Genomic DNA, 12,250 nt, shown 5'->3' with positions numbered 1-12,250 from the left:
CCTTGTACATGGTGTTCTCGCTGGCGCCCATGCTGATCCTGGTGATCGCGGTGGCGGGCATTTTCTTTGGCGAGGCCATCGGCTGGCGTTATCCCGCCACTGAATTATTGACGGCGCTGCTGTTCGCCCTGTGCGCCTGGCGCTTCGGCCCCACGCCGCTGGCATTGTGCGCCATGGGGCTGTGCGCGGCCCTGCTGGCCCTGGCCTGGATCGATCTTCAGACCAGCCTGTTGCCCGACGCCATCACCCTGCCGCTGGCCTGGGTGGGCCTGCTGGTGAACCTGGCCGGCGCGCTGGCGCCCCTGCCCTTGGCGGTGTTGGGCGCGGTGGTGGGCTATGTATTCCTGTGGCTGCTGTTCCACATGTTCCGCCTGCTTACCGGCCGCGAAGGCATGGGATACGGCGATTTCAAGCTGCTGGCGGCGCTGGGGGCCTGGTTCGGCCTGGCGGCCTTGCCCGGCCTGCTGCTGGTGGCCTCGCTGGTGGGCGTGGCCGGGGCGGGGGTGCTGCGCCTGACCGGCCAGGCGCGCCGCGGCCAGCCGTTGCCCTTCGGGCCCTACCTGGCGCTGGCCGGCGTGGTGATGCTGTTTGCATCGGGCCGGCCGGGCTGGTTCTGAACTGAACGGGCGCCCGGCACTGGTTTGCGCCACTTGCGGGTATGCTCGGGTGGCATGCAATGTTTTCACGAGACACCGGCTATGTACAAAATCGGCCTGACCGGCGGCATTGGTTCCGGCAAGACACGGGTGGCGGACATGCTGGCCGAATGGGGCGCGGCGGTGGTCGACACCGATGCCATCGCGCATGACCTGACGGCGCCGGGCGGGGTGGCCATGCCCGCCATTCAGGCTGCGTTCGGCGCCGGCGCGGTGGCGCCCGACGGTGCGTTGGACCGCGCCTGGATGCGCGACCTGGTGTTTCGCCAGCCCGATGCCCGGGCACGGCTGGAAGCCATTCTGCATCCCCTGATCGGCCAGCACACCGAGCGCGCGGCCGCGGCCGCGCGGGGCGCCTACCTGGTGTACGTGGTGCCGTTGCTGGTGGAATCGGGACGCTGGCGCGACCGGGTCGACCGCATCTGCGTGGTGGACTGCGACCCCGCCACCCAGATTGCCCGGGTGCAATCCCGCAGCGGGCTGACGGAGGCTGCCATACGGCGTATCATGGCGGCACAGGCCGCGCGGGCCACCCGGCTCGAGGCAGCGGATGACGTCATTGTCAACGATGGCGCCACCACTGCGCAGCAGTTGCGCGCGCGGGCAAAGGCTCTGCACGACCACTGGTGCCAGTTGGCGGCGGTACCACGCCGGTCGCCGCCCTGCGCGGCCGGTGCTCCTGAATAACCCGGCCCGCGGGCCGACTAGCAACAGGCCTGTATATAGCGTGATTCTTTACGAATATCCCTTCAACGAGCGTGTCCGCGCGTACCTGCGGCTGGAATATCTGTTCGACAGACTGTTCTATTTTGCTCGCGAGGGCGACGCGCGCCATCACCAGATCGCGGTTGCCACTTTATTCGATGTGCTGGATGCCACCGAGCGTACCGATACCAAGACGGCGGTGCTGCAAGACCTTGAACGCCAGCGCGTGGCATTGTCGGCGCTGCGCGACCACCCCGGCGTGGCCCAGGATGCCCTGGAAGGCATGCTGGTGGAAATGGAGCGCACCGTGGGCGCCCTGACCGCCCAGGGCCGCGCCGGCCAGCCTCTGCGTGAAAACGAATGGCTGGTCAGCCTGCGCGGCCGCCTGGCCGTGCCGGGCGGCGCCACGCAGGTCGACATGCCGTCTTACCATGCCTGGCAACACAAGCCCGAACCCGATCGCTGCGCCGACCTTCAATTGTGGATGGCGGCGCTGCGCCCCTTGAACGATGCCGTCACCATGGCGCTGCGGCTGCTGCGCGAATCGGGCCGCCGGGGCGATATCCTGGCCGAGCAGGGCGCGTACCAGCAGATGCTGGCGGGCAAGCTGTTCCAGCTGCTGCGCGTCTGGATCGACCCCGCCCAGGGGGTGTTTCCCGAGATCAGCGCCAATAAGTACATGATATGGATCCGCTTTTCGCAGCAGGATGGCGACGCCAAGCCCCAGCAGGTGGCCCGGGATATCGGTTTCCAGATGTCACTGTGCAGCACGTAGCGGGCTGAACCGCCAGGCGGCCTGATTCCTGTTGCGGTGTATTTCAGGCCGGGCCGGCCGGCGCTGTAAACGGGCGCACTTGGGGGACAATAGCGGCTCCCGCAGTCTGCGCCCGATACCCATGCCCGAAACCCGAACCGCCCCGCCGACGCCTCGCAACAAGCGCCGCCTGGGCGTCATCATTGTTCTACTGTTGGCCGCAGCCCTGGCCGCATGGCTGGTGTTCAAGCCCGGCGGCCAGGCGCCGCAGCAGCGCATGGGGCGCGGCGGCGCCATGGCGCCCGACATGCCCGTGCCGGTGCGCGTGGCGCAGGCCAGCACCCAGAACATCGACATCGTGCTGCGCGCGCTGGGCACCGTCACCGCCTACAACACCGTCACGGTGCGCAGCCGGGTCGACGGCGAACTGGTCAAGGTGGCCTTCACCGAAGGGCAGCGCGTGAAAGCCGGCGAACTGCTGGCGCAGATCGACCCGCGCCCGTACGAAGTGGCGCTGGCCCAGGCGCAGGGCCAGCAGCAACAGAACCAGGCGCTGCTGGCCAATGCGCGGCGCGATCTGCAGCGTTACCAAACGCTGTACAAGCAGGATTCCATCGCCCGCCAGCAGTTGGATACGCAGGCCGCCCTGGTGCGCCAGTACGAAGGCACCCAGAAGATCGACCAGGCCGCTGTGGACGACGCCAAGCTGCAACTGGGCTATACCCGCATCACGTCGCCCATCGACGGGCGGCTGGGCCTGCGCAAGGTAGACCCCGGCAACCTGGTGTCCACCGGCGATACCGAAGGCCTGGTGGTCATTACCCAGACCCAGCCGATTTCCGTGGTGTTCTCGCTGCCCGAGACCCAATTGCCCGAAGTGCTGGCGCAGGTGCGCGCCGGGCGCACCCTGCAAGTGCAGGCCTACGATCGCACCGATACCCAGGCCATTGCCACCGGCACGCTGGAAACCATCGACAACCAGATCGATACGGCCACGGGTACCGTGAAGCTGAAGGCGCGCTTCGACAACGCCGACGAACTGCTGTTTCCCAACCAGTTCGTCAATGTGCGGCTGCTGGTGCAAACGCGCGACGACACCACGGTAATTCCCACCGCGGCCGTGCAGCAGGGCTCGGCCGGCGCGTTCGTGTTCATGGTCAAGCAGGACAGCACCGTGGAAGTGCGCCAGGTGCAGTTGGGGGCCATCAACGACGACCGCGTGGCCGTGAACCAGGGCCTGGTGCCGGGCGACCGAGTGGTCACAGAAGGCACCGACCGCCTGCGCGCCGGGGCCAAGGTCAATGTGGTAACTGGCGATACCGTCATCCCCGCCACGCCCGGTGAAACGCTGGGCGCGGGTTCGCCGGCGCGGGCCGGCCAGCGAGCCAACCAGGCGCCGTGAGCCCGTCACGCCTGTTCATCCTGCGGCCGGTGGCCACCACGCTGTCGATGGTGGCCATCCTGATCGCTGGTTTTATCGCGTATCGCCTGCTGCCGGTATCGGCGCTGCCCGAAGTCGATTACCCCACCATCCAGGTCGTCACCCTGTACCCGGGGGCCAGCCCCGACGTCATGACTTCGCTGGTGACGTCGCCCCTGGAACGCCAGTTCGGCCAGATGCCGGGCCTGAACCAGATGTCGTCCACCAGTTCGGGCGGGGCATCGGTGATCACCCTGCAGTTCAGCCTGGAACTACCGCTGGACGTGGCCGAGCAAGAGGTGCAGGCGGCCATCAATGCCGCGTCCAATTTGCTGCCCGACGATCTGCCGGTGCCGCCGGTGTACAACAAGGTGAACCCGGCCGACGCGCCGGTGCTGACCCTGGCCATTACCTCGCCCACCATGCCCTTGCCCCAGGTGCGCGACCTGGTCGACACGCGCATGGCGCAGAAGCTGTCGCAGGTGCCCGGAGTAGGGCTGGTGGGCGTAGCGGGCGGCCAGCGTCCGGCGGTGCGCATCCAGGTGAACCCGCGGGCGCTGGCATCGGCGGGCATGTCGCTGGCCGATTTGCGCACGGCGGTGGTGGGCGCCAACGTGAACCAGCCCAAGGGCAACCTGGACGGCCCCGAGCGTTCCACCACCATCGATGCCAACGACCAGCTCAAGTCGCCCACCGACTACAACGACCTGATCATCGCCTACCGCAACAATGCGCCGCTGCGGCTGTCGGACGTGGCGCGCGCCGTGCAGGGCGCCGAAGACGTGCGCCAGGCCGCCTGGGCGGGCGACAAGCCGGCCATTCTGCTGAACGTGCAGCGCCAGCCCGGCGCCAATGTCATCGACGTGGTGGACCGCATCCAGGCCATGATGCCGCAGCTGAAAAGCGCGCTGCCCGCCACGCTGGACGTCACCATCGTGTCCGACCGCACCCAGACCATCCGCGAATCGGTGGCCGATGTGCAGTTCGAGATGTTGCTGGCGGTGGGCCTGGTGGTCATGGTGACCTTCCTGTTCCTGCGCAGCCTGACCGCCACCGTGATTCCCAGTGTGGTGGTGCCGCTGTCGCTGATCGGCACCTTCGGCATCATGTACCTGGCGGGCTTCAGCATCAACAACCTGACCCTGATGGCGCTTACCATCGCCACGGGCTTCGTGGTGGACGATGCCATCGTCATGATCGAGAACATCGCGCGCCATCTGGAACAGGGCGAAACGCCCCTGCAGGCGGCGCTGAAGGGCGCGGCGCAGATCGGCTTCACGCTGATCTCGCTGACTTTCTCGCTGATCGCGGTGCTGATCCCGCTGCTGTTCATGACCGAAGTGGTGGGGCGGCTGTTCCGCGAGTTCGCCATCACCCTGGCGGTGTCCATCCTGATTTCGCTGGTGGTGTCGCTGACGCTCACCCCCATGATGTGCGCGCGCCTGCTGCGGCCCGAGTCCGAACAACGGCATGGGCGTTTCCATCAGGCCATAGGCGGTTTCCTGGACCGCGTCATTGCGCACTACGACCGCATGCTGCGCTGGGTGCTGGAACACCAGCCGCTGACCTTGCTGGTGGCGGTGGGCACCTTCGTGCTGACCGTGCTGTTGTACATCGCCATTCCCAAGGGGTTTTTCCCGCAACAGGACAGCGGCCTGATCCAGGCCATTACGCAGGCGCCGGCGTCGGTGTCGTTCACGTCCATGGCGCAGCGCCAGGAAGCGGCGGCGCGCATCGTGCTGCAAGACCCGGACGTGGCCTCGGTGTCGTCGTTCATCGGGGTGGACGGCACCAATGCCACGCTGAACACCGGCCGCATGCAGATCGCCCTGAAGCCGCACGACCAGCGCGAAGGCGACCTGGCCGCCATTACGCAGCGCCTGCAGGACGCCCTGGGTGAACAGCAGGGCATGCGGGTGTACATGCAGCCCGTGCAAGACCTCACCATCGAAGACCGCATCAGCCGCACGCAGTACCAGATGACCCTGTCGAACCCCGACATCGCCGTGCTGGCCGAATGGGCGCCCAGGCTGGTGGACCGGCTGGCGCAACTGCCCGAACTGGCCGACGTGGCCCACGACCTGCAGGACGACGGTCTGCAGACCTGGGTGGAAATCGACCGCGACGCGGCCGCGCGGCTGGGCATTTCCACATCGGCCATCGACGAGGCGCTGTACAACGCTTTCGGCCAGCGGCTGATATCCACGATTTTCACGCAATCGAACCAGTACCGCGTGGTGCTGGAAGTGCTGCCGCAGTTCCGGGAATCGCCCGAATCGCTGGGCCAGATCCACCTGGCCACCGAATCCGGCGGGTTGGTGCCCTTGTCGACGGTGGCGCATATTTCGCAGGGCCGCACCATGCTGGCCATCAGCCGCCTTGACCAGTTCCCCATGGCCACGGTGTCGTTCAACCTGGCGCCGGGCGCGTCGCTGTCGGACGCCGTGCAGGCCATCGAGGCGGCCGAGGCCGATATCGGCATGCCGGCCGGCATTGAAACCCGCTACCAGGGCGCGGCGCTGGCCTTCCAGAATTCATTGTCCAGCACGCTGTGGCTGATCCTGGCGGCGGTGGTCACCATGTATATCGTGCTGGGGGTGCTGTACGAAAGCTATATCCATCCCATCACGATTCTTTCCACGCTGCCCTCGGCGGCGGTGGGCGCGCTGCTGGCGCTGCTTATCACCGGCACCGAGCTCGACATGATAGGCATCATCGGCATCATCCTGCTGATCGGCATTGTGAAAAAGAACGCCATCATGATGATCGACTTCGCGCTGGAGGCCGAGCGCAAGCGCGGGCTGGATCCGCGCGCGGCCATCCACGAGGCGGCGCTGCTGCGCTTTCGCCCCATCCTGATGACCACGCTGGCAGCGCTGTTCGGGGCCCTGCCGCTGATGCTGTCCACCGGCACCGGCGCCGAACTGCGCCAGCCCCTGGGCCTGGTCATGGTGGGCGGCCTGTTGCTTAGCCAGGTGCTGACGCTGTTCACCACGCCGGTCATCTACCTGATGTTCGACCGCCTGGCGCGCCGTGGGCGCCCGCGCGCCGCCGCGCCGCAGCCATGATCCTGTCGGCCCCGTTCATCGTTCGCCCGGTTGCCACGGTACTGCTGTGCCTGGGCCTGGTGCTGGCGGGGCTGCTGGCGTTCCGGCTGCTGCCGGTGGCGCCCCTGCCGGAAGTGGACCTGCCCATTATTTCGGTCAGTGCCAGCCTGCCGGGGGCCAGCCCCGAGACCATGGCGTCCAGCGTGGCCACGCCGCTGGAACGCTCGCTGGGCAGCATCGCAGGCGTTACCGAGATGACCTCGCGCAATTCGCAGGGCTCTACGCGCATTACGCTGCAGTTCGACCTGAGCCGCGACATCAATGGCGCGGCGCGCGACGTGCAGGCCGCCATCAATGCGGCGCGCTCGCTGCTGCCCACGGGGCTGCGCAGCAACCCCACGTATCACAAGGTGAACCCGTCGTCGGCCCCCGTGATGGTGCTGGCCATGACGTCCGAGAACCGCAGCCAGGGCAAGCTGTACGACCTGGCCTCGACCATCGTGGCGCAGAAACTGGCGCAGGTGAACGGCGTGGGCGAAGTCACGGTGGGAGGCAGTTCCTTGCCCGCCGTGCGCGTCAGCCTGATACCCGGCGCGCTGTCCAACCGCGGGGTGTCGCTGGACGAAGTGCGCACCGCGCTGACCCAGGCCAACGCCAATCGCCCCAAGGGCGTGGTGGAAAGCGACCAATACCACTGGCAGATCATGGCCAGCGACCAGCTCGAGCGCGCCGAGCAGTACCGGCCCCTGATCGTGGCATGGCGCGACGGCTCGCCGGTGCGGCTGTCGGACGTGGCCACGGTGGAAGATTCGGTGGAAGACCTGTTCCAGACGGGCTATTACAACGACAGCAAGGCCATCCTGCTGATTCTGCGGCGCCAGGCCGATGCCAACATCATTGAAACCGTCGAGGCCGTGCGCGCGCAGCTGCCGCAGCTGTCGGCGCTGCTGCCCGGCGACGTGGACCTGATCGTGGCGCAAGACCGCACCCCCAGTATCCGGGCGTCGCTGCACGAGGCCGAGATCACGCTGGTGGTGGCCGTGGCGCTGGTGATGCTGGTGGTGCTGCTGTTCCTGCGCCACTGGCGCGCCGCGCTGATTCCCAGCGTGGCGGTGCCGGTATCGCTGATCGGCACCTTCTGCATCATGTACTTGTGCGGGTTCACGTTGAACACGATCTCGCTGATGGCGCTGATCGTGGCCACGGGCTTCGTGGTGGACGACGCCATCGTGGTGGTCGAGAACATCATGCGGCATATCGAGCAGGGTGCTTCCCCCATGCGGGCGGCGCTGCGCGGATCGCGCGAAGTGGGCTTCACCGTGCTGTCCATGAGCCTGTCGCTGGTGGCGGTTTTTATTCCCATCCTGCTGATGGGGGGTGTGGTGGGGCGCCTGTTCCGCGAGTTCGCGGTGACGCTGTCGGCGGCCATCATGGTGTCGCTGGTGGTGTCGCTGACCCTGACGCCCATGATGTGCGCGCGGCTGCTGCATCGCCAGGCGCCGGCCCGTCAGCGGCCCGGCCGCCTGTCCGCCGCGGTGGCGCGCGGCTTCGAGGCGATGCTGGGGCAATACCGGCGCAGCCTGTCGTGGGCCCTGGCCCATGGCCGCATCATGCTGCTGCTGCTGGCCGCCACCATAGGTTTGAACGTGTATTTGTATGCCGTGGTGCCGAAGGGCTTTTTCCCGCAGCAGGACACCGGCCAGCTGCTGGGTTTCTTTAGGGTGGACCAGGGCACGTCGTTCCAGGCCACGGTGCCCAAGCTGGAATATTTCCGCAAGGTGATCCTGGCCGACCCGGCGGTGGCCAGCATCACGGTGCACGCGGGCGGGCGCGGCGGCAGCAACAGCAGCTTCATGATGATCCAGCTCAAGCCGCAGGACGAACGCCAGGCCACCGCCGCCGATGTGGTGAACCGCCTGCGCGGCAGCCTGCAGAATACGCCGGGCGCGCGCGTGTTCCTGGTGCCGCAGCAGGATATCTTCCTGGGCGGGGGGCGTGGCAGCGGTTCGTACGACTACACGCTGCTGGCGGGGGAACTGTCGTTGCTGCGCACCTGGATGCCCAAGGTGCAGCAGGCCATGGCCGCGCTGCCCGAGATCACCGACGTGGACACCACCGTGGAAGACAAGGGCCGCCAGGTTGAACTGGTGATCGACCGCGAGGCGGCCACGCGGCTGGGCATCAGCATGTCGGATATTTCCGCGGTGTTGAACAATTCGTTCAGCCAGCGGCAGGTGTCGGTGATGTACGGGCCGCTGAACCAGTACCACGTGGTCATGGGGGTAGACCAGCGCTTCGCCCAGGACGCCCAGTCGCTGCAGCAGGTGCATGTCATCACGCAAAACGGGCAGCGCGTGCCGCTGGCCGCGTTCGCGCGTTTCGAAACCGGCAATGCGCCGCTCAGCGTGCAGCACAACGGCCTGTTCGCCGCCGACGATATTTCGTTCAATCTGGCTCCGGGGGTATCGCTGGACCAGGCGCTGCAGGCCATCGACCAGGCCGTGGCGCGCATCGGGCTGCCTTCGGACCAGATCCAGGCGGGCTTCCTGGGCACCGCCGCGGCCCAGCAGCAGATACAAAGCCAGCAGCCCTGGCTGATCCTGGCGGCCCTGGTGGCCATGTACATTGTGCTGGGCATACTGTACGAAAGCTGGGTGCACCCGCTGACCATCCTGTCGACCCTGCCGTCGGCCGGTATCGGCGCCCTGCTGGCCTTGATGCTGGTGGGCAGCCAGTTCACGCTAATTGCCCTGATAGGTGTGTTCCTGTTGATAGGCATCGTGAAGAAGAACGCCATCATGATGGTGGACTTCGCGCTGGATGCCGAGCGGCGGCGCAGCCTGTCGCCGCGCGACGCCATTTTCGAGGCCTGCCTGACCCGCTTCCGGCCCATCATGATGACCACGCTGGCGGCCATTTTCGGCGCCTTGCCGCTGGTGCTGGCCACCGGCGCCGGGGTAGAGATCCGCCAGCCGCTGGGGGTTACCATCGTGGGCGGCCTGATCCTCAGCCAGATCCTGACGCTGTACACGACCCCCGTCGTTTATTTGTACCTGGACCGATTCCGCCTGTGGGCCCAGCGCCGCCGCGACGCGCGCCACGGCGGCAGCCCTCCACCCGATGTAGAACGCCCATGACCCGCGCTTTCGTAACGCTTTCGCCTGTGCCTTTTTCCCGCTTGCGCCGCTGCGCGCTGTCGGCGCTGTGCTGCGCCGTGCTTGCCGCATGCACGGTGGGCCCCGACTACCAGCGGCCCGACATCGACCTGGGCGAGGCCTACAAAGAAGTACGGTCGCAGCCCGGCTGGAAGCCGGCGCAGCCGCGCGATGCGGCCCAGCGCGGCGAGTGGTGGGGCGTGTATGGCGACGCCACGCTGGACGGCCTGATGGGACAGTTGAATACGTCCAACCTGACCATCGCGCAGGCCGAGGCGAACTACCGGCAGGCCCAGGCGCTGGTGCAGGGCGCGCGCGCCGCGTTCTTTCCCACCGTGGGCACCAATGCCGGCGCCACGCGCGCGGGCGGCGGCAGCAGCGCCACGGGCTCCGGCGTGGGCAATCAGTACAACCTGAGCGGCACGGCCAGCTGGGAACTGGATTTATGGGGCCGCGTGCGCCGCAATGTGGAAGCCAGCCAGGCCGAAGCCGACGCCAGCCAGGCCGACCTGGCCAACACGCGCCTGAGCGCGCAGTCGGCCCTGGTGCAGAACTACTTCCAGCTACGCATCCTGGACGAGCAGAAGCGCCTGCTGGAATCCACCGTGCAGGCGTACGAACGTTCCCTGACGCTGACCCAGAACCGCTATCAGGCAGGGGTGGCGGGCAAGTCGGACGTGTCGGTGGCCCTGGCCCAGCTGGAAAACGCCCGGGCACAGCTGGTAGACCTGGAATGGCAGCGCGGGCAGTTTGAACACGCCATCGCCGTGCTGGTGGGCTTGGCGCCGTCGCGTTTCGCGTTGCCGGCGCGGGCCTTCAGCCAGGCGGTGCCGCAGATTCCAGCGGGCATGCCGTCGGAACTGCTTGAACGGCGTCCGGACGTGGCGGCGGCCGAGCGCCGCGCGGCATCGGCCAATGCGCAGATCGGCGTGGCGCAGTCGGCCTGGTTCCCGGATCTGGTGCTGAGCGCCGACGGGGGCTTTCGCAGTGGGCAGTTTTCCGAATGGCTGACGGCGCCGGCGCGCTTCTGGTCGCTGGGGCCGGCATTGGCCCTGACCCTGTTCGACGGCGGCGCCCGCGAGGCGCAGCTGGAGCAGGCGCGCGCGGCCTACGACGCCCAGGCAGCGGCGTATCGCCAAACCGTGCTGGGCGCCCTGCGGGAAGTGGAAGACTACCTGATCCAGCTGCGCGTGCTGGAACAAGAGCAGATCGTGCAGCGGCGCGCGCTGGAAGCCTCGCGCGAGGCGCTGCGGCTGGCGCGCAACCAGTACGAAGCCGGGCTGGTGGACTACCTGAGCGTAGCCGTTCTGGAAACCAGCGCGCTGAACAACGAGCGCAGCGCCCTGACCCTGATGGGCAGCCGGCTGACCACCAGCGTGCAACTGATCGCGGCGCTGGGGGGCGGATGGCAGGGGCTTGAAGCAGAGCAGGCGGCGCAGGAAGGGCAGGCGGCCGCCGCGCAATGACGGCGGTAGTGGGTGTCAGACACCTTGCGTGTCTGACACCGGATTCCGCAGATATGGCCGGGTGCCCGGCCCCCGGCCATGGCTTGCAGTGGATTGCGGCACGGGCCATAATGCCCCCTGATTAATATTGATAACCGTTCGCATTACGGTGCGCGCGGAGCACAGGGGCGGCCAGGATGGCAAGCACTGGGGAAAATCCATCGCGGGAATTCGAGCATCTGTACGGTAGCCATCACGGCTGGCTGTACCAGTGGCTGCACCGGCGCCTGGGCAATGCGGCCGATGCCGCCGACCTGGCGCATGACGCGTTCATGCGGCTGTTGGTCCGTCCGTTGAAGTTCGAGGACGCGCCCCGGGCACGCGTTTATCTGCGGACCATGGCCAACGGGCTGTGTGTCGATCTGTGGCGCCGGCGCAATCTGGAAGAAGCCTGGCTGGAAGCCCTGGCCGCAAGCCCGGAACCCGTGGTCCCGTCGGCGGAGCATCAGGCCATGGTGCTGGAAGCATTGAACGAAATCGATAGCATGTTGCGGGGGCTGGCGCCCAATGCGGCGCAGGCGTTCGTGATGGCGGTGGCGTGCGAGATGACCGATAACGAGGTGGCCCAGGCGCTGGGGGTGTCGTCGCGCATGGTGCGCAAGTACGTCGCCAAAGCCATGCTGTGCTGCATGACGCTGGAGGCGCGCGCTATTGCCGAATCCCGCCCGGCGGCGTGGCAGGCGTCCGCGCCGTGAGCGCCGGGACATTGCAGTCCGGGCCGGCGCCTTCCCATTGTGTGATGGAGCAGGCGGCCGAGTGGTTTGCGTTGCTGCGATCCGGCGAGGCCTCGGCGGCCGACCGCGAGCAGTGGCGGCAATGGCTGGCAGGGGCCGACGAACATCGGCAGGCGTGGCATTACGTGGAACATGTGGGCAGGCGTTTCGAGCCGCTGCAGGCCAGCCCCCAGCGCGAAACCGCCGTGCGGGCGTTCGGCAAGGCCGCGGCCGAAGGGCCCCGGCGCCAGCGGCGGGTGGTGCTGGGCACCTTGATAGCCGCCGCCACGGGCTG

The 12,250-nt window shown here is 67.5% G+C and carries 9 protein-coding genes; all 9 read left to right on the top strand.

From position 1 onward, the window contains the following. Nucleotides 1-617, top strand: a 617-nt coding sequence (locus LPZ50_RS14320; protein ID WP_230662142.1) for a prepilin peptidase, incomplete at its 5' end; no start/stop codon positions are given. Nucleotides 618-698: 81 nt separating this feature from the next. After that, a complete protein-coding gene (coaE, locus tag LPZ50_RS14315) occupies nucleotides 699-1,343 on the top strand; it encodes a dephospho-CoA kinase (protein WP_230662141.1) in 645 nt (214 codons plus the stop codon). A gap of 40 nt (nucleotides 1,344-1,383) precedes the next feature. Continuing rightward, complete coding sequence (zapD, locus tag LPZ50_RS14310) at nucleotides 1,384-2,136, top strand: cell division protein ZapD (RefSeq protein ID WP_230662140.1); 753 nt, start codon at nucleotides 1,384-1,386, stop codon at nucleotides 2,134-2,136. Nucleotides 2,137-2,257: 121 nt separating this feature from the next. After that, nucleotides 2,258-3,517: an MdtA/MuxA family multidrug efflux RND transporter periplasmic adaptor subunit gene (locus LPZ50_RS14305; protein ID WP_230662139.1), complete on the top strand. Its 1,260-nt coding sequence runs from the start codon at nucleotides 2,258-2,260 to the stop codon at nucleotides 3,515-3,517. Continuing rightward, nucleotides 3,514-6,603 carry an MdtB/MuxB family multidrug efflux RND transporter permease subunit gene (locus tag LPZ50_RS14300; protein ID WP_230662138.1) on the top strand — a complete coding sequence of 1,030 codons (3,090 nt, stop codon included), beginning with the start codon at nucleotides 3,514-3,516 and terminating at the stop codon, nucleotides 6,601-6,603. Before LPZ50_RS14305 ends, LPZ50_RS14300 begins: the two co-directional genes overlap by 4 nt. After that, a complete protein-coding gene (locus LPZ50_RS14295; RefSeq protein ID WP_230662137.1) occupies nucleotides 6,600-9,719 on the top strand; it encodes a multidrug efflux RND transporter permease subunit in 3,120 nt (1,039 codons plus the stop codon). Before LPZ50_RS14300 ends, LPZ50_RS14295 begins: the two co-directional genes overlap by 4 nt. Then, nucleotides 9,716-11,203: an efflux transporter outer membrane subunit gene (locus LPZ50_RS14290; protein WP_230662136.1), complete on the top strand. Its 1,488-nt coding sequence runs from the start codon at nucleotides 9,716-9,718 to the stop codon at nucleotides 11,201-11,203. The genes LPZ50_RS14295 and LPZ50_RS14290 overlap by 4 nt, the downstream gene beginning before the upstream one ends. A gap of 176 nt (nucleotides 11,204-11,379) precedes the next feature. Then, a complete protein-coding gene (locus LPZ50_RS14285) occupies nucleotides 11,380-11,937 on the top strand; it encodes a sigma-70 family RNA polymerase sigma factor (RefSeq protein ID WP_230662135.1) in 558 nt (185 codons plus the stop codon). Then, nucleotides 11,934-12,250 (top strand): FecR/PupR family sigma factor regulator (locus LPZ50_RS14280; protein WP_230662134.1); only part of this gene is annotated, 317 nt, incomplete at its 3' end. The genes LPZ50_RS14285 and LPZ50_RS14280, both read left to right, overlap by 4 nt.

The organism is Bordetella petrii (assembly GCF_020991325.1).
In the GTDB taxonomy this organism is placed as follows: Bacteria; Pseudomonadota; Gammaproteobacteria; order Burkholderiales; family Burkholderiaceae_B; genus Bordetella_A; species Bordetella_A petrii_E.
This window is presented reverse-complemented; position numbering and strand designations above follow the sequence as displayed.

What these genes read in the sequence shown, in the direction of transcription:
- LPZ50_RS14295 (WP_230662137.1), top strand. Translation starts at nt 6,600, where the DNA reads ATGATCCTGTCGGCCCCGTTCATCGTTCGCCCGGTTGCCACGGTACTG.
- LPZ50_RS14285 (WP_230662135.1), top strand. Translation starts at nt 11,380, where the DNA reads ATGGCAAGCACTGGGGAAAATCCATCGCGGGAATTCGAGCATCTGTAC.
- LPZ50_RS14290 (WP_230662136.1), top strand. Translation starts at nt 9,716, where the DNA reads ATGACCCGCGCTTTCGTAACGCTTTCGCCTGTGCCTTTTTCCCGCTTG.
- LPZ50_RS14305 (WP_230662139.1), top strand. Translation starts at nt 2,258, where the DNA reads ATGCCCGAAACCCGAACCGCCCCGCCGACGCCTCGCAACAAGCGCCGC.
- coaE (WP_230662141.1), top strand. Translation starts at nt 699, where the DNA reads ATGTACAAAATCGGCCTGACCGGCGGCATTGGTTCCGGCAAGACACGG.